Origin of the sequence: Micromonospora sp. NPDC050276, assembly GCF_044459545.1 — a bacterium.
Taxonomy (GTDB): domain Bacteria; phylum Actinomycetota; class Actinomycetes; order Mycobacteriales; family Micromonosporaceae; genus Micromonospora.
On sequence record NZ_JBITJA010000001.1, the window covers coordinates 250172 to 268117 of the forward strand.

13 protein-coding genes are annotated in these 17946 nt (G+C 70.2%); 7 read left to right on the top strand and 6 right to left on the bottom strand.

The window, feature by feature from the left end; translation table 11 throughout:
• Positions 1–105: 105 nt before the first annotated feature.
• The 4 genes from ACIBF8_RS01220 to ACIBF8_RS01235 all read right to left on the bottom strand — a co-directional run bounded on the left by ACIBF8_RS01220 (position 106) and on the right by ACIBF8_RS01235 (position 7029).
• Positions 106–510, bottom strand: coding sequence for a peptidoglycan-binding protein (locus tag ACIBF8_RS01220; protein ID WP_396780318.1), 405 nt, complete (start codon positions 508–510; stop codon positions 106–108).
• 130 nt (positions 511–640) lie between these two features.
• A complete protein-coding gene (locus ACIBF8_RS01225) occupies positions 641–1639 on the bottom strand; it encodes a BTAD domain-containing putative transcriptional regulator (RefSeq protein WP_396780319.1) in 999 nt (332 codons plus the stop codon).
• 107 nt (positions 1640–1746) lie between these two features.
• Positions 1747–2373 (bottom strand): SMI1/KNR4 family protein, encoded by a 627-nt coding sequence (locus ACIBF8_RS01230; RefSeq protein ID WP_396780320.1) that lies wholly within the window; start codon positions 2371–2373, stop codon positions 1747–1749.
• Positions 2374–2502: 129 nt separating this feature from the next.
• Complete coding sequence (locus tag ACIBF8_RS01235) at positions 2503–7029, bottom strand: hypothetical protein (protein WP_396780321.1); 4527 nt, start codon at positions 7027–7029, stop codon at positions 2503–2505.
• Between the two features lie 470 nt (positions 7030–7499).
• On the opposite strand from ACIBF8_RS01235, the gene ACIBF8_RS01240 reads away from it, so the two are divergent.
• The 4 genes from ACIBF8_RS01240 (at position 7500) to ACIBF8_RS01255 (ending at position 11021) form a co-directional block, all read left to right on the top strand.
• Positions 7500–7976: a hypothetical protein gene (locus tag ACIBF8_RS01240; protein WP_396780322.1), complete on the top strand. Its 477-nt coding sequence runs from the start codon at positions 7500–7502 to the stop codon at positions 7974–7976.
• 136 nt (positions 7977–8112) lie between these two features.
• Entirely contained in the window at positions 8113–8820 is a 708-nt protein-coding gene (locus ACIBF8_RS01245; RefSeq protein WP_396780323.1) for a cytidine deaminase, read from the top strand.
• 130 nt (positions 8821–8950) lie between these two features.
• Positions 8951–10231, top strand: coding sequence for a thymidine phosphorylase (locus tag ACIBF8_RS01250; RefSeq protein WP_396780692.1), 1281 nt, complete (start codon positions 8951–8953; stop codon positions 10229–10231).
• Between the two features lie 109 nt (positions 10232–10340).
• Entirely contained in the window at positions 10341–11021 is a 681-nt protein-coding gene (locus tag ACIBF8_RS01255) for a DUF4272 domain-containing protein (protein WP_363609757.1), read from the top strand.
• Positions 11022–11024: 3 nt separating this feature from the next.
• On the opposite strand, the gene ACIBF8_RS01260 is transcribed toward ACIBF8_RS01255, so the two are convergent.
• Complete coding sequence (locus tag ACIBF8_RS01260; protein WP_396780693.1) at positions 11025–11873, bottom strand: putative RNA methyltransferase; 849 nt, start codon at positions 11871–11873, stop codon at positions 11025–11027.
• Positions 11874–11970: 97 nt separating this feature from the next.
• Here ACIBF8_RS01260 and ACIBF8_RS01265 point away from each other — a divergent pair, with 97 nt between their 5' ends.
• Complete coding sequence (locus tag ACIBF8_RS01265; protein ID WP_396780324.1) at positions 11971–13044, top strand: adenosine deaminase; 1074 nt, start codon at positions 11971–11973, stop codon at positions 13042–13044.
• A gap of 2 nt (positions 13045–13046) precedes the next feature.
• Here the strand turns inward: ACIBF8_RS01265 and ACIBF8_RS01270 are convergent, their stop codons facing one another.
• Entirely contained in the window at positions 13047–13457 is a 411-nt protein-coding gene (locus ACIBF8_RS01270) for a uridine kinase (protein ID WP_396780325.1), read from the bottom strand.
• A 385-nt stretch (positions 13458–13842) separates the two neighbouring features.
• Between ACIBF8_RS01270 and ACIBF8_RS01275 the strand changes: the two genes are divergently transcribed.
• A complete protein-coding gene (locus ACIBF8_RS01275; protein ID WP_396780326.1) occupies positions 13843–17454 on the top strand; it encodes a nitrate- and nitrite sensing domain-containing protein in 3612 nt (1203 codons plus the stop codon).
• The gene (locus ACIBF8_RS01280; protein WP_030329023.1) at positions 17451–17855 is read left to right on the top strand and encodes a roadblock/LC7 domain-containing protein; all 405 of its coding nucleotides are present in this window, start codon (positions 17451–17453) and stop codon (positions 17853–17855) included. The genes ACIBF8_RS01275 and ACIBF8_RS01280 overlap by 4 nt, the downstream gene beginning before the upstream one ends.
• The last annotated feature ends 91 nt before the right edge of the window (positions 17856–17946 follow it).

Consider the following 17946-nt stretch of genomic DNA (forward strand, 5'->3'; position numbering starts at 1 on the left):
CCGTCTGCCGCCACTCTTAAAATACGGGGGGCCGGGGGGGGGGGGGGGGGGGGGTGGGGTTGGGGGGGGGGGGGCGCCCCCCCGGGGCCCCCCACCCCTGAGGGACTAGAAGGTGATCCGGTCGCAGCTGCCGCCACCAGCGACGATTCTGTGGTTCATCGCGCGGGCGGTCTGCGGCCCGTAGACACCGTCGCTCGCGATCCCGAGCGCGCTCTGCACGCTCTTGAGAGCGTCGCGGGTCCTCCCGCCGAAGTCTCCGTCCACAGTGAGGCCCTTGCGGTAGCAGGTGTTCAGGTTGGTCTGCAGCTCCCGCACGGCGTTGCCGTAGGCTCCGTAGCCCATGGTGCAGTTGGGTGACAGGTCGTCGCTGCCTGGCACGTAGTTGTTCTGGTAATAGAGCGCCAGCACGCACTGTGGTGCGGCCGCAGCCGGGGTCGCGGTCAGGACCACCGGCAGGGTGGCGCTGGCGGCCACCACCGCGAGCGCCATCGTTACTTTGAACCTACGCATCGGGGACGGTCCTTCCTTTTCGGAGACTGGGCGGCGAGTGGACGGGACCATCGTGACGATGCCCGCCACTGCCACCACACCGTCGCGACACCGAACTGCCACGTCGACGCAGCGCCCAGAGCGCCGGCGATCAGGGGCCGACGTGATGGTGGTACGTGCGTCGTATCGCCGTCCGTTGCTCGCCGTGGGTCGGGGGAAGACCGGGAAGCTCCACGTATCCCGGTCGTCCCGCCCCGAGTAGCTCGAACGCCGCCCGGATGTGGGCGTACGCCGTTTCCAGGTGATGGGTTATGTTGCGGTCGAGGTTGATCTCGGCGCGGTCCAGGTGCCGGTGTTGGGCCGGCGGGCCCGCCAGCCGGCCGAGTCCTGCGTGGTTGTCGACGGCGACCTGCGTCGGCGTGTTCAGCGACTGCAGCAGCTGCCGCTCCCTGGCCTTGGCGACCGGCCCCGGCTCGACGCCTAGCTCTGTTCTGAGCCGGTCGCGATAACTGCGGTAGACCGTCAGAGAGTCGATGGACCTGCCGCTGTCGGCCAGTGCGTCCATCAGCAGTATGGAGATGTTTTCCCGGAGCGGCTCGATCTCGATCAGGGCCCGTAGCTCCGCGATCGCCCGGTCGTGGCGTCCCAGCCGCAGGTTGGTCGTTGCCAGCCGCTCCATCGCGGCCAACCGCAGCTCGTCCAGACGGGCCGCGTGGGCGCGCAGCTCCTTGGCGTTCAGGCCGTCGAGCGCCGGGCCGGACCAGTGCGCCAGTGCCTGTTGCAGCCGTCCTGCGGCGTCGGCCAACCGGCCGTCGGCGATCAGCTCATCTGCCGTGCGCACCTCACGCTCGAAACAGTCGGCGTCCGTCTCGAAATGATCGCCACGAAGCTGGTAGCCGATTCTGTTGCGTTCAATGGTGAGGTCCGCCGGAACAGACCGTATGTTTCGTCGCATGAGCGACACGCAGTTCTGGACCTGTTCTCTGGCGGTCGCGGGAGGGGTGGACTCCCAGACGGCGTCGACCAGCCGATCAAGGGAAACGGACTTGTGGTGATTTACCGCCAACATCGTCGCAATGATGGTCGCTCTCCGGCCGGCCACCGCGAACACTTCTTTTGCGCAGGGCGAACCCAGAAGCAGAAACCGCATGCCTTGCCCCCGTAGCCGTGGTGTGCGGTACCAATGCCGTCCATACTGCCTGGGACATTGAACAGTGTCAAGATCATCGGGGCGTTGGCACTGCTCGGACGCGACGGTCAGAGGAGCCCTCTGGTGACCAGCGTCGGAGCCACCTCAGGCCGGCGATCCATCCACCGACCCTGCTCGGCGGACCACCAGTAGTAGCGCTCGTCGAGCAGGCGGACCCAGATCGCCAGCAGTTCGGTGAGGGACCCCGTACGGGCGACGCCGACGTCCTCCGGTTGGGCCGACCACAGGTGGACAGGCGCGCTTCCGTACGGGGAGCGGTCGAGGTCGACGAAGGCCAGGTTGCCGTCGAGGGCGAACAGTGGCAGCCAGGACGGTCGCCAGTAGCCGTCCCAGTCCCGGTCGTCGGCCGGGTAGTGGGCGCGGCCACACACCCTCAGCATCAGGCTGCGTTCGTCGAACGCCTCGGTCAGGCTGAGGAACTCCCAGCCCCCCGGCCCGATCTGGCTCTCCACGCCCAGGCGGGTCCCCGGCTCGAGGCGGCGTACCCCGTCGTGCCAGCCCCACCATCGTCGTAGCTCCGCCGGCAGGGGGAGGGCCACCGTCTGAAAGGCGGCGGCGAGGTGCTCGTCGGAATGCCCGGGGGCGAGCCGTGCGGCAATCGGTGCGTTGTTTCGACGCCATTGCAATTCGAGTTGACCGAGAACGGTGGTCAGGTTCTGGTGAGTGTCAGACACGGTTGCAGGATCGCACGGCCGGCCGTTCCGCACAATCCTGGGGAACGGATAACCGGCCGGTCGTCGCGCTCGCTTTTCCGAACGCGCCGACCGGCCGGTCGCTGTGCTCTCAATCGTCGAAATGACTCATCAACATATGTAGAGCGTCTTGGGAATGTTGGTCGTGCCGATCAGTGGAATGGTTAGGTAGGGCTGGCCATTGCTACTCAGGAAGCGCGGCACCAGCGCACTGTAGGTGCCGCTGTTCATCTGACATTTCGTATACATGGCACCGACCATCGACCCCTCGGCCCGGTTTTCGCCGGTCGGCACCAGCCGGAGCCGGGTGCTGGTTGGCGAATTCTCGCCGAGGTGGTAATCCCATGCCGCGCCTTGCTCACTGGTGAAGTACGGGAACTCGTCGCACTGCATACCGCTGGGGCGAGGGCTCGGACAGGTCGTCTGCTTGACGGCGGCCAGGTTCATCCAGCTCCGCGACCACCCCCGCTCCTTCTCGCTGCTCTTGACGTAGTGCAGCGCCACCCACGCGGGGTGCGCCTTCAGCGCCTCCATGTCGTTGTTCGCCGCTCCGGCGGCATCCGCCGAGGTCGGGAAGAGGATGGGCATGGTCATGCAGGGGTCGTCGACGAGCCCACCCACCCGCGCCAATCGCAGACAGGTCTCCGCGGCGTTCTGCGCCTGCGCCGCGGTGATCGTCCAGCCGTCGGAGGCCCGGGTCGCCACGTAGTTACTGATCCGGTTCTGCACGGCCGAGGTCGAGCTGTAGCCAGCCAGGCTCGAATTGACCAGCTGGGCGAGCTGCCGCTGTCCCTCGACGTTCGGGTGCCAACTTCCTGCTCCCGGAGTATCCCGGCCGCTTCCCGACTCCGACGTGGCGATGACAGCGTGTATCCAGTTACCGTCCGCGCCCGGGCAGGCTCCGTGATGGTCGGGGCCGGTGCCGATACGCCACCTGTGGTTGGGATCGACGAAGCGGATGTTGACGCCCTGCCCGTGGACGGTCTCGACCGCCTTCGCGATGCTGATGTTCAACAGGTTCGCGAAGGAGTTGAGCAGCCGCTTCCGCTCTGGAGTGATGAGATAGCAGCCGTCCGCCGGATCGTCCGTGAAGAACCGCGGATAGCCGACGACCACGATCTGGGCGTTCGGCGCCTTCGCGTGGATCGCCCGATACGTGGCCAGCAGATGGGTCGGGAGCAGGTTGCGGATCAGGTTGGTCTGGTACTGCTTCAGCGGTGCGGGGTCCACCACGTCGTTGTTTCGGGTCAGCCGGAAATCGTCGTCGTAACAGTCGCCGACAGCCAGCGAGCAGGCCTTCATGACGTCGCCGAAACGAACGTCGTTGCCGCCGATCGAGATGCTGACGTGGGTGGTGTCCTCGTCCAGATAACCCTGGTCGACCTGTGTCAGTTCCCCGTAGTGATAGTCGGTTCTGCCCCAGTCGGTGCTGCCCCGCTGGTCGTCGGCGCTCGGCGGATTGTTGACGGCGTCGGTGGTCACGCTCGTGGTCATCGCACCCGAGCAGGCGATCATCGCGAACGAAGCCTTGCCCTCGGCCGCCTGCGCCGCGATCGGTTGCGTCTGGCCCGGCAGTGTCACCAGCCGCGGATAGGCGTACTGCTGGGACCGGTGGCAGGCGTTCCGGTCGAGGGAGCTGCCGCTGTCCCGGTTGTAGTCGGAGTTCCGGTCGTACGGAGCACCGCCCTCCCCGGCCGAGTACGAGTCGCCCATCGCGACGTAGAACGCGGACGGTTTGCTGGTCGGTACGAAGGCGACGGCGTCGAAGATGATGCTGTCCTCGCCGCGCCCGTCGGCGGTGACGGTGCTCAGCGCGACGCTGGCGTTGCCGCCGAGGTTGAAGGTGCCGAGGTCGACCCAGCGGTTCGTCTGCCAGGTCTGGTTCACCACCCGGTAGCGACTCTTGCCGTTGCCGAGGTTGATCGTGTATTTGGCCTGACCGGTCCACGCGCCGTGGTCCGGCACGGACACCATGACCCTGGTCCACCCGCTCATCGGCTGGGACAGGGTCCAGGTGCCGGTCGTCTTCAGCTTTCCACCCTCGTCGCCTGCGGTCCGGGTGTGACCCCGCCAGAAGTGGCCGCCGAACCCGGCGCCGATCTGATGGAGGTCGACCTTGGCCGGATACCGGCCTTGGCTGTCCGAGGCGAAGTCGAGGCGGAAGGTTCCGGCGTTCGACCACGGCCTGCCGCAGTTGGGCCGGATCGACGGGGTGCCATCCGGCATGTCGTCGATCACCCTCGCGCCGGACGGCAGCCCGGAGAGGTCACACTTCGGCGGGAAGCTGGTGCCGTCGTCCTGGTACGCGTAGCCCGGGTCGAAGCGCAGGACCTCGTTGCCGCAGGCGACGCAGGCCTCCCCGGGCGCTGCCTTCCAGCCGACCGGTTGGTTGTACCAGCACCGCAGATCGTAGAGGCCGGCCGCGTTCCTGTTCTCGCACGGCCCGGCGGGCTCCCCGATGACGTCAGGATCATCGGGGGTGATCTTCTTGTTCGGGTCGCAGTGGTTCGACTGGTTGCAGAACAGATCGAACGGTGGCTTGGCCAGCACCCGCATCGGCACGGTGGTCCACCAGGCGGCCCGGTAACCGGCGACCAGAGTCTCCGGAGACTCGTTCAGCTCGATCGGGTGGCCCGCCCAGCCGATCACCTTCTCCGGGTAGGGCCACTTCTGCGGAGTTCTGGCGTCGTCGTACGTCACTTCCAGGAAGGGCAGGCGCTGCGGGTCGTAGCGCGGGTTGATCGGGTTGTTCAGCCAACCCACACCCCATGGTTGACCGTTGCCCTTGTCGGGGTAGAAGCCCGAGTTGTACGCCCACACCGCGAAGAACCAGTTTTCGATGGCGGCCGGGTTGGCGTCGTGCACGGTCAGGCCGGCCGACTTGGTCTCGTTCCACTTCTTCTGCAGGATCTGTAGACCAGCCGCGATGTTGGCGGCGAAGTCGAGGGCGACCGCTCGTTGCGTCTGGTACTCCCACGCCTCGTCGCCCGGCCCCTTCTCCTTGCCGGCGAGTCGCATGTGGTCGGTGACCTGGGTGGCACCGTAGCCGCAGTCGGCATCGGCCCAGTCGATGTCCCAGTCGTCACCGGTGCTGGCGTTGTAGATGTCGATGCCGTAGTAGTTGCCGATCAGCGGGTTCGCGGTGACCCCGGGCAACGCGAAACGCGCCGCCTGCCACATGTTGGATTCCTGCGCGATGATGCCGAGCATGATCTGCGCCGGCACCCGCCCCCCGCCGTTGAGCGATACGAGGGGGAAGAGTCCCTGGGGGCTGTATGCGGGCATGCCCAGGTTCTTCCAGTTCGCCTCCCGGGTGTTGTGCAGGGAGTCGGTGATCGCCTGGTCGACGGCCCACTCCACCTGACGTGGCTTGGGCTGTAGAGCCTGGTTACGCGGGTCGTTGCGGGGCACCGAGCAGGTGCGCTCAGCCTCGACCGGGTCGTTCGGCGAGGCGGCTGCCCGCAGGTCGGTGCCGGGCGCCTGGCCCTGCCGTGACGTCGCTCGGGCAGCGGGCCGTCCGAGCTTGGGGTGCAGCGTTCGGCCCGAGGCGGCGGACGCGCCAGTCGTGACCGGCGCCACCTGGAAGGCCACCGCCTCGCCGGTCGCGGTCATTCGGGCCTCGATCTGGACTGGCTCGGGGGTATCCGGTGTCACCGTCCGGGCGGTCGCGGCGCCGGTGGTCGGAGTCTGGCTGATCCTGGTGAGCGCCACGGCACCCTCGGAGGAGACCTCCGCGCTGGCGGGAACGTTCAGACGCCGAGTGCCGGTCGGCAGCGTCGCCACACGTGACGCGGTACCGGTCAGGAAAGCGCGTCCGCCGGATCCCCGGGTGAGCCCGAGGTCGCTGATTGTGCCCTCGGCGAGAGTGGTCACGGCCGCACCGGGTCGCGGCACGGTGCGCTTGACCCGCGCGTTCTCGCCGGAACGGTCCATGAAGACCACCCCACCCGAGCTGTCGGGCACCAGCCGGAACGCGGTTCCCTCGGTGCTGGCGAGCGCGGTCATGCTGCCGTTCGCGGCGACGCGCACCAACCGGCCACTGCCAGCGGCGACGATGCCGTCCGGGGTCGGCACCGCCGCACCGAGTTCCGTGTTGAGCAGGATCGGCGCGGACAGCGAACCCGCCTTGGCGTCCACCGTCAGCAGTCGGCTCTGGACGGTCCTGACGGTGGGTTCGTTGATCCGTTCACCGCCGAACTGGGCGACGACGGCACTCTCGCCGGCGCCGCAGCCAGGATTGAAGTACGCCAGCGAGCTCTGTACCGGCAGCTTGGTGACCTTGCCGTCGACGAGGTCCACGACAGCGGTGAAGCCTCCCCGGTCGAAGAGGTCCGCCTTGTTGGTGAAAGTTCGTGGCGCGTACACGACGACCAGCCGTCGACCCGAACCGGTCAGGCAGGCGTTGCCGATCCACTGGTCCGCGTCGAAGCCGGGTTCGGCGAGGGTCGCCACCGTCTGCCACGTGTATCCGCTGCGAGCCGTCGCCACGAGCACGTGGAAGCCCCGGACGTCGCCAGAGGTCGTCCAGCTCAGGTCCGTCGACGTGCGCCAGCCGCGCGCCAGTACCTTGTCCCGTCGCTCGGGAGCGACCCGGTCGCGGCGGGCGTCCGCCCCGCCCGTCGGGGCTGCGGGCTGCACCCGGGTTTCCGGACTGTCGGGTTGCGCTGCCCGCGCCTGCGTTGTGCCAAGCGGGATCGTCATGGCGCAGAGGGCTACGGCGGTGAGTGCCGCCACCATCCGCCACTTTCCCGTTGATCGTCTTGTCAGCAAGCCATCCTCCTGATCTCTCCCTGTTCGCGACCGCGAGCAGGGGCCGCCGTGGTGACGGCGGACGAATCATTCGGAGCGGGCACATCATCCGGCCATCACCGGCCGGGCCGACCTGCTGCCGGCCCGGCGGCGGTCGGGCAGCCCACCGACCTCGCGGGGGCACTGCCTGCGGCACCGCTGTCTCCGGCTGCCGGAACGGACACGTGGTCGCCGGGACAGGTGCGCGCCCAACGGAGAGCCGGACGGTGGCGGCGTGATGTCGCCGTGATGGCGGGCGGCCCTAGCGTCCGGCGCGACGCCGACTTCGCGGCGTTTGGATTCGGGGAAGGATCATCAGAGTGCGAAAGTCATCGATCGTCCGTAAGGGCGCACGCATCGCCATTGCCCTGGTCGCCGCCGTCGGGCTCGGCGCCGTCGTCACGCCGGCGGCTCCCGCGGCCGCCGCCTGCAGCTCCGTGGTCGACGCGAAATACGCAACGCTGAACGGCTCGATCATCGCCGGCTGGAAGCTGGTCCAGAACAGCGCCTGCACCGAGCGTTGGGGCCAGATCGTCGTCGACTACCAGCCCGACCCGACCGGGATCCCCTACGCCATCCGCGTCGAGCGACAGATCTATTCGCCGTACGGCTACGCCCTCCAGGCTGCGTACAACAAGATCTCGGGCGTCGGCTCCGAGGGCACCTGGAACACCAGCCACACCACGAACACCGGTGGTGACACCGACCGGCACCGGATCTGCTGGGGCTACGCGGTGTACAGCGGTGGCTGGAAGGCGCCGTCGAGCTGGCCGAACTGCACCGCCTGGAAATACTGAGCCGAGAGCTCAGGGCGCGGTCGGTGGGTCTCCCCACCGACCGCGCTTCGTCATGTCGGGCTGACCCGGCCCCGACAGGTGCCTACTGCTCGGGCCCAGCCGCAGGTCGGATGGCCGATGCGGCAGAATTGTGGGCATGGAGATCGACTGGGCGCGGCTGCGCGCCGCCGCCACCGAGGCGATGCGGCACGCCTACGCGCCGTACTCGACGTTCCCGGTCGGCGCGGCCGCGCTGGTCGACGACGGCCGTGTGGTGGTCGGCTGCAACGTGGAGAACGCCGCGTACGGGGTGACGCTCTGCGCCGAGTGCGGGGTCGTGTCCAGCCTGCACGCCACCGGTGGCGGTCGGCTCGTCGCGCTCTCCTGCGTCGACGCGACCGGGGAGCCGTTGATGCCGTGCGGCCGTTGTCGGCAGCTGCTCTGGGAGCATGGTGGCCCGGAGTGCCTGATCGAGAGCAAGACCCGGCCACTGCGGATGGCTGAGCTGCTGCCGCACGCCTTCGGCGTGGAGGACCTGGAGGCCGTCACCGGGGAGACGCCGGTGCCGGTGGTCCCGGAGCGGCTGGCCGCCTGGCGCGGGCGCGGCACCGTTTTCGTGCACCCGGACATGTCCGCCGGTCAGCAGGTCTGGACGGCGTACTGGGAGCGCTCGGCCGGAGACGACGCCGGCGCCGAGACCGGGGTGCTGGAGGAGGCACCGAGCTGGGACGACCCGGCCGAGGCGATCACCTGGGGCCTGGCGCGGACGCCGCGTGTGGTCGTGGTGGACGCGACCGGCACGATCTTCTGGGCCGGTGAGGGTGAGCCGCCTGCGGAGATCCCTTCTCGGTGGTCTGGTGGCTGAGCTTGGGGCCGGGGCCGACCGTGCCCGGCTCCGGGCGGTCAGGCTTGATCCCTCCGCCGGGCACGGTCGGCCCCGGCCCTGACGTGGTCACCGGCCGTGGGTCGGTTCTCCAAAGGACTAGGAAGAACTTCTGATGAGTTTTGCTGCTGTTGACGTTATTCGGGTGAAGCGGGACGGGGGTGTGCTGTCGGACGCCCAGATCGACTGGGTGGTCGACGCGTACACCCGGGGGGTTGTCGCCGACGAGCAGATGTCCGCGCTGGCGATGGCGATCCTGCTCAACGGCATGACCGGCCCGGAGATCGCCCGGTGGACCGCCGCGATGATCGCCAGCGGTGAGCGGCTGGACCTGTCGGCGGTACGCCGCCCGACCGTCGACAAGCACTCCACCGGCGGCGTCGGCGACAAGATCACCCTGCCGCTCACCCCGCTGGTGGCGGCCTGTGGCGCGGCCGTGCCGCAGCTGAGCGGCCGGGGTCTCGGGCACACCGGCGGCACACTTGACAAGTTGGAGTCCATTCCGGGCTGGCGGGCCACGGTGAGCAACGACGAGTTCATCGCCCAGCTGGACGAGGTAGGCGCGGTGATCTGCGCGGCCGGTGCCGGGCTCGCTCCCGCGGACCGCAAGCTGTACGCGCTGCGCGACGTGACCGGCACCGTGGAGGCGATCCCGCTGATCGCCAGCTCGATCATGAGCAAGAAGATCGCCGAGGGGACCGGTGCGCTGGTCCTCGACGTCAAGGTCGGCTCGGGCGCCTTCATGAAGTCCGTCGACCAGGCCCGCGAGCTGGCCCGCACCATGGTCGAGCTGGGCGGTGCGCACGGCGTACGGACGGTCGCCCTGCTCACCGACATGTCCACCCCGCTCGGCCTGGCGATCGGCAACGCCGTCGAGGTGACCGAGTCGGTCGAGGTGCTGGCCGGTGGTGGACCGGCCGACGTGGTCGAGCTGACCCTCGCCCTGGCCCGGGAGATGCTCGACGCCGCCGGTCTGCCGGACGCCGACCCGGCTGCGGCGCTGCGCGACGGCCGGGCGATGGACTCCTGGCGGGCGATGATCCGGGCGCAGGGCGGCGACCCGGACGCGCCGATGCCAGCGGCCGCCGAGGTCGAGGTGGTGCGGGCCGAGCGGGACGGGTACGTCGCGGCCGTCGACGCGTACGCCATGGGGGTTGCGGCGTGGCGGCTCGGCGCGGGTCGGGCGCGCAAGGAGGACCCGGTCAGCGTGCCGGCCGGGGTGGTGTTGCACAAGCGGCCGGGTGACGAGGTGCGGGCCGGTGACCCGCTCTACGAGCTGCGCGCCGAGGACCCGACGCGGATTCCGGCCGCGCTGGCCGAGGCCGCCAAGGCGGTACGGATCGCGTCGACCGCACCGGCGGCGACGTCGTTGGTCATCGAACGCATCGGCTGATCGATCCGCTGTCGCCCAGGCGTGGTGCCGGTCACCTGGGAGCGCTATTCTCGCAGGCCAAGGGGGACAACCGGCCTTGCGCCGGCGCGAGCAGACAGGAAGATCCGCCGTGACCGTTGCTGCCCCCGACCCACGTGAGGTCCGTGAGGCGAGCCTGGACGAGCTGTCCCGGCTCGGTCTGCCGTTGCCGCCGGCCCAGTTTCCCCTCGTCTGGGAGCCGGGCGACCAGATCGACCTGCGCCCCACGGCGGAGATCGAGGCGCGGATCGCGGTGCTGCACCTGATCCTGGCCCGCTGCTTCGGGATGCCCCCGCAGGCCGCGATGAGCTGGCTGCTCGGCTCCCACCTGGTCGAGATGGTCACCCCGCCGGAGTGGCAGTTCGTGATGGGCGGCAAGGGCGACCACCGGTCGTTCGTGCTGCACCACGACGCGCTCTTCGCGCTGGCCTGGGTGCTGGGGCTGAGCAAGCAGCTCGACCCCACCCTGGCCGTCGACGAGCGGCTGGTCGAGCGGCTGCCGCACATCGCCGAGGGGGAGACCTTTCCGCACTGGCGCTCCCGGATCCTCACCGCACCGCAGCACCCGGCCGACGCGGCCGCCCTCCTCGACCTGCACTACTGCCTGGACTGGGCGTACCTGGAGACCGAGCGCGGCGGCCGGCGCGCGCCCGGCCTGGTCGACGCGAACGCGATCGGGCAGCGGCGCTGGGCGCTGGAGTGGGCGGTGATCCTGCGCGGGCCGTACCACGACGAGCCGCCCGGCTGGGAAGAGGTCGACCTCTCCACCTGAGCGTCAGCGGGGTCGGTACGCGTCGACCCGGACCGCCACGGTCACCCGGACCGGCTCGGGCAGGGCGGCCAGCCGAGCGGCGAGCGCGCCCGGGTCGGTGTGCCAGGCGCTCGGGCCCATCCCCACCAGGGTGGCCACCTCCGGCCGGGTCAAGGCCAGCTCCGTCCGGTGCACCGCCGAACCGGCGAGGGTGAAGTGCCCGCCCAGGCTGCCGGTCACCCGCTCGGCCTTGTCCGGGTCCACCCGCAGCAGGGCGAGGGCATCCACCAACTCGGCGAGATGGTCGGTGTCGGGGGTGACCACCAGCAGCGTGCCGGCCGGATCGAGCACCCGGTGGAACTCGGCGCCGTTACGCGGAGCGAAGACGTTCAGCAGCACGGCGGTCGAGGCGTCCGCGAGGGGCAGCCGCTGCCAGGTGTCGGCGAGCGCCGCGGCGGCGCGGGGGTGCACCCGAGCCGCGCGCCGCAGCGCCGGCTTGGACACGTCCAGGGCCAGCCCCACGGCGTCCGGCAGCGCCGCCAGCACCGCACCGAGGTAGCGGCCGGTGCCCGCGCCGGCATCCACCACCAGGGGGTACGCCCCGACGCCCGAAACGGCCCGTGTCGCGGCGTCGGCGACCGCGTCCGAGACGAGGTCGTAGTGCCCGGCGGACTGGAATTCCGCCCGGGCGGCGACCATCTCGGCGGTGTCACCGACGTGTGGGGCCCGGCCGGTGAGCAGGTTGACGTAGCCCTGACGCGCGATGTCGAAGCTGTGCCGGCGCGGGCAGCGCAGGGCCCTGGTGTCGGTGGCCTGCTCCAGCGGTTCGCCGCAGACCGGGCAGCGCAGCCGCTCGAGGACCCGAGGGTCCAGCTCCGGCCGCGGCCTGTCCAACCCCCGGAACGCGTCCATGCCGTCGAGCCTAGTGGCCTGGCGCGGCGGGCCCGAGCTGGCTGACTAGGGTCTGAGCATGGTCGCAACTATCCGGTACGAGGACATCGTCAAGATCCCGAAGGCGCTGCTGCACGATCACCTCGATGGCGGCCTGCGGCCGGCGACGATCGTCGACCTGGCCGCCGAGGTGGGCCACGAACTGCCCACCACCGACCCGGAAGCGCTCGGGCGCTGGTTCGCCGACGCGGCGGACTCGGGCTCCCTGGAGCGTTACCTGGAGACGTTCGCGCACACCGTGGCGGTCATGCAGACCGCGCCCGCGCTGCGTCGGGTGGCCCGTGAGTGCGCGCTGGACCTGGCCGCCGACGGCGTGGTCTACGCCGAGGTGCGCTTCGCCCCGGAGCAGCACCTGGAACGGGATCTGAGCCTGGACGAGGTGGTCGAGGCGGTGCTGGCCGGGTTCGCCGAAGGCACCGCCCTGGCGGTCGATGCGGGCCTGGGCATCCGGGTGGGCACGCTGCTCACCGCGATGCGGCACGCCGCCCGCTCCCAGGAGATCGCCGAGCTGGCCGTGCGGCACCGGGACGCCGGGGTGGTCGGCTTCGACATCGCCGGTGCCGAGGCGGGTTTCCCGCCCACCCGGCACTTGGACGCCTTCGAGTACCTCCAGCGGGAGAACTTCCACTTCACCATCCACGCCGGCGAGGCGTTCGGTCTGCCGTCGATCTGGCAGGCGATCCAGTGGTGCGGAGCGGACCGGCTCGGCCACGGGGTACGGATCGTCGACGACATCGCACCGGACGGCTCGCTCGGCCGGCTGGCCGCGTACGTGCGGGACAAGCGGATCCCGTTGGAGCTGTGCCCCTCGTCGAACGTGCAGACCGGCGCTGTGGATTCGATCGCGGACCACCCGATCGGCCTGCTGCGGGATCTGCGTTTCCGGGTGACCGTCAACACCGACAACCGGCTGATGAGCGGCACCTCGATGTCGCGGGAGATGGCGCTGCTGGTGGAGGCGTTCGGTTACGGCTGGAAAGAGTTGCAGTGGTTCACCATCAACGCGATGAAGAGCGCCTTCATCCCGTTCGACGAGCGGCTGCGGATCATCGATGAGGTGATCAAGCCGGCGTACGCGAAGTTGCTGGCCTGAGCTCAGCCGTGCGGGTGGCCGGCGAGCAGACCGGCCACCCGGCGCAGCACCTCCCGGGCGCGGGCCGCCTCCGCGCCCAGGCCCATCTGCCGGCGCAGCACCGCGGGCTCGGCCCGTAGGAGCGCCACCCCGCGCCGAATCAGCACCCGTGGCGCCTTGCGCTGCTCGGACAGGTCCCGGGCGAGCCGGCGTAGGAAGGTCGCCCCGCGCGGTCGACGCAGCGCGTACGCCCCGGCGAGCAGGCCACGACGGCGGCACTCCTCGACGATCTCGGCGGCGAAGATCCCTTCGGCAACGAAAAGTGGCGATCCGGCGACATCAAATGACCGGGTGGCTACCCGCCGATCTGCGCCGATCGCATAAACCGGCACATCGGCCCGCCCCTCGCGGGCAAGTCGGGCAATGATTTCCACCGCACTGAGGGCGTCCCAGGACAGCGGCGATTCCCAATCCACCTGGCCGTTTCGTCTCGGCAACGTAGGGTCATCGCCGTCTTTGTAGAAGTCGTCCAGGCAGAGTACTGGCAAGCCGGTTTGCTGCGCTATGTACGACTTTCCGGACCCGGAGGGGCCGGCGAGCAGGACAACTCGGTGCGGATGTTCCATTACCTTCAGTTACTCCGGCTAGACAGACTGCTATCAAATTGCATCAACATCTCATCACAGCTTCGGTCGGGGACAACCTGGGCTTTCTTCTTGTCGACGGGCGTGATGGAATCTCGGGGGTCCGACCCGCCGGGTCGGTCGCTGGGCGTTGCCCGGGGCAACGCGTTGAAGCTGTAATCGCGAGGGCGGTGACGTGAGCAAACGGCCAAAGACGGCGGGCTCCTTCCTGTCGCGGCTGCGCCGGCCGGCCAGCCGGCTCCGGGACATGCCGATCTGGTCCAAGCTCGGTCTCATCATGATCGTGCCGACCATCGCCACGGTTGTGGTGGGCACCAGTGGTCTGGTCGACCACGTGGAGACGCTCAACAATGCCAACCGAGCTGGCGATCTGGCGAACCTGTCGAGCTATTCGGGTGACCTGGTCGACGCTCTGCAGGACGAGCGGACCGCCGCCGTGCTGCTGCTGGGCGCGGACGGGACGCAGCCGACGGCGCAGTACCAGGAGGCCTACAACCGGGTGAACTCCCGGGTGGATCAGGAGGCGGCCCCCTACCGCCAGCAGCGGGCCGAGATCGAGGACCTGCCGAGCAGCCTGGAAGGCCTGCTCGACAGCATCGACCAGAACCTGCAGGACCTGTCGGGCGTGCGCAGTCAGGTGTTCAACGGCAAGCTCGCGCTCACCGAGACCGTGCAGGCGTACGAGGGTCTGATCAGTGACCTGCTCGCCATCCGCGACTCGTCCACGCAGCTCGCCGGTGACAACCAGCTGAGCGACCGGATGCGCGCCGCCGCTGCGGTCGCCCGGGAGAAGGAATTCCTCGCCGTACGCCGGGTCGTGGTGCACCGCGCGCTGGGCGTGAAGGGCGGCAAGCGCCTGACCCCCGCGCTGCGCAGGGACTACGTCGCCAGCGACACCGGCCAGCAGCAGGCGCTGCAGAGCTTCAAGGCCGTCGCCACCCCGGACGACGCGAAGTTCCACGACCAGACGGTCGCGGGCGGTGACCGCCGGCAGGCACAGAACTACACCGGCTGGATCGACGGCAACACCACCGGCGACATGCGCGGTGCGCCGTTCGGCCCGGACCAGTGGGAGGCCGCGATGACGGCCAACGCCAAGCTGATCCGCACCGTCGAGACGAAGCTCGACCGCGAAGTGGTCAACGAGGCCGACACGCTCCGCTCGGACGTCCAGCGCCAGGTCTTCCTGGAGACCGGCCTGCTGCTCAGCATGCTGCTGCTGGCCATCCTCTTCGCGTACCTGGTCGCCCGCTCGATGGCCCGCTCACTTCGTGAGCTGCGGCAGGGCGCGCTCTCCGTCGCCCAGTACGGCCTACCGCAGGCGGTGGCCCGACTGCGCGACCCGCAGGTCGTCGGGCAGCTCTCCCCGGTGCAGCTGGCCAACCAGATCGCCGAACCGCTGCCGGTCCGCAGCAAGGACGAGTTCGGTCAGGTGACCGAGGCGTTCAACGCCGTCCACCTGGAAGCCGTCCGTACGGCCGCCGAGCAGGCCGCGCTGCGTGCCTCCGTCGCGACCATGTTCGTCAACCTGGCCCGCCGTTCACAGATCCTGGTCGACCGCCTCATCGGTCACCTCGACCGGCTGGAGCGCGGCGAGGAGGACCCGGACCGGCTGGCCGAGCTGTTCCAGCTCGACCACCTGGCCACCCGAATGCGCCGCAACGACGAGAACCTGCTGGTGCTCGCCGGTGCCGACTCCACCCGGGTGCAGCGTGAGCCGGCCGCCCTCATCGACGTGCTCCGCGCCGCGCAGTCCGAGGTCGAGCACTACACCCGGATCGAGTTCGGTGTCATCGACCGGGACATCGAGGTCGCCGCGCACGCGGTCAACGACCTGGTGCACCTCGTCGCGGAGTTGTTCGACAACGCCACCGCGTTCTCCCCGCCCGACTCGCAGGTCATGGTCGAGGCCCGCCGCGTCGGCGACCGCGCCTCGCTGTACGTCGAGGACCGCGGCATCGGCATCAGCGCCGAGCAGTTGCACGACCTCAACGAGCGGCTCGCGACGCCGCCGCAGGTCGACGTGGCCGTGTCCCGGATGATGGGTCTGGTCGTGGTCGCAAGGCTGGCGTCCCGGCACGCTGTCCGGGTCGAGCTGCGCCCCGGCAGCGACCGTGGCACGGTCGCCGACGTGACGCTGCCCACCTCGGTGCTGGTGCCCCGGGCGCTCTCCGGCCGGGTGCAGCAACCTCCGGCCCTGCCGGCGGCCGGTGCTCCCCAGTTCGGCGGTCCTCAGCAGGGCGGGCCCGCGCCGGTCTTCGGCGCGCTGCCCGCGCTGGGCAACGGTCCCCGCCCGAGCGAGTCCGGTAACCAGGTCACCCTCGGCGGTCGTCCGTTCGACCCCGCCTCGCGCAACGGTGCCGGCACGCCCGCCAACAGCGGTGCGTACCGCTCGATGCCGGCCTGGTCCGACCTGACCGGAGCGGCCGGGACGAACGGCGTCAACGGTGGCGACGGGTTCACCCCCCGGCCCGCCAACGGCCAGGGAGTCGACCCGCTGCCGCAGCGCCGGGCCGGGGACGACAGCCCGACCTCCGGCCAACAGCCGTCCATCCCCCGGCAGCTGCCGAGCAGCCCCGAGACGCACCCGTACTCCGCGCCGCCGGTCTCCGCGCAGCCGTACTCCGGTGCGCCGGTCTCCGCGTCGCCCGCCTCCGGCCAGCCCTACTCCGGGCAGCCCTACTCGGGTGCGCCGTACGGCGGTGCGCCGGTGTCCGCCGCCCCGGCCTCCGGGCAGCCGTACGCCGGTCCGCCGGTGTCCGCGTCCCCGGTCTCGGCCTCGCCGGCGTCGGGTCAGCCGTACTCGGGTCAGCCGTACTCGGCGCCCCCCGCCTCCGGCCAGTCGTTCAGCGGGTTCGCGCCCCGATCCGCCCCGCCCGCACCGGCACCCAGCACCCCGGCACCGCCGGCCTGGCCGCCAGTGCCGGGTGGCGACCGGGACACGGCGACCCCGCCGGTGCCCGAGCGGCTCGCCGCCGCTCTGGACATGACCACGGAGCTGCCGCGGGTGCCGCGACCCGGCGAGCAGCCCGCCGCGGCCCAGCCCTCGGCGCCAGCTCCGGCTCCAGCTCCAGCTCCGGCTCCACAGAGTCGGCCGGCGCCGCAGCAACCGCAGGCGCAGAACCGGCAGCGGTACGCGGACGAGACGATGGAGCTGCCGATCTTCCGGGAGCTTGAGTCGGCCTGGTTCCGCACCCGCCGCCCGGGCTCCGAGGAGACCGCGGCCGGAGCCCAGCCAGCGACGAACGGCAGCTCCGCGACCCAGCAGTTCGCCACGGTCGAGGCCACCGGTCGGGCAGTCCACAAGACACCATCCGGGACGACAGGTAACACACCGATGGCAGACACTCCGACGGTCGGAGGAGCGCCGCGGGACAACGGCTCCACAGCGAACGAGGGCACTCGCCCGAGCCTCGCCGAAAGCCTGCCGAACCGCCGGCCTCAACCGCAGACCAGCGGCTGGCAGACCGCTGCCGACGACGGCTGGCGCGCTGCCTCCGCGGCGGCTGACGCGGTGCCGGTGAGCGAGACCACCACGACCGGTCTGCCGAAGCGCAAGCCGATGGCGCAGCTGGTGCCCGGTGCGGTGGAGAAGCCCACCACCTCGGTCCAGCGGCGCTCCCCGGAGGCGGTCCGTGGCCTGCTCTCCGCCTACCACCGGGGCGTGCAGCGAGGGCGTAGCACCTCGGACAACCCGACCAACCCGGAGGCGACTCCGGGAGGGCAATCCTCGCAGTCTGGCTCAGGCCCGGTGGCCGGGAGCGGGCAGAAGGAGCAAGAAGGATGACAACTACGCAGGATCTTGGTTGGCTGCTGGCCAACTTCGCCGACCGGGTGCCCGGCGTCGCGCATGCGGTCGCCGTATCGGCGGACGGCCTACTCCTCGCGTCGTCACGGGATCTGCCGCGCGACCGGGCAGACCAGCTCGCCGCGATCTCATCGGGTCTGGTCAGCCTGACCCAGGGGGCAGCTCGCTGCTTCGAGGGAGGCGCGGTGTTGCAGACCGTCGTGGAGATGGACAATGGCTTCCTGTTCCTGATGTCCATCTCGGACGGCTCGTCCTTCGCGGTGCTGGCGGCCCGCAGCTCTGACGTGGGCCAGGTTGGCTACGAGATGGCGCTGCTGGTCGACCGGGTGGGCGACGCGTTGACCCCGCAGCCGCGTGCGGCTGCGGGCATGCTGGGCTGACACTTCGCCGATCGTGAGGTCGGCACGACTGCAACGACGACAACGACGGGTTTCACCGGTGGGAGCCGGTAACGGGTGCGAAGGAGGTGAG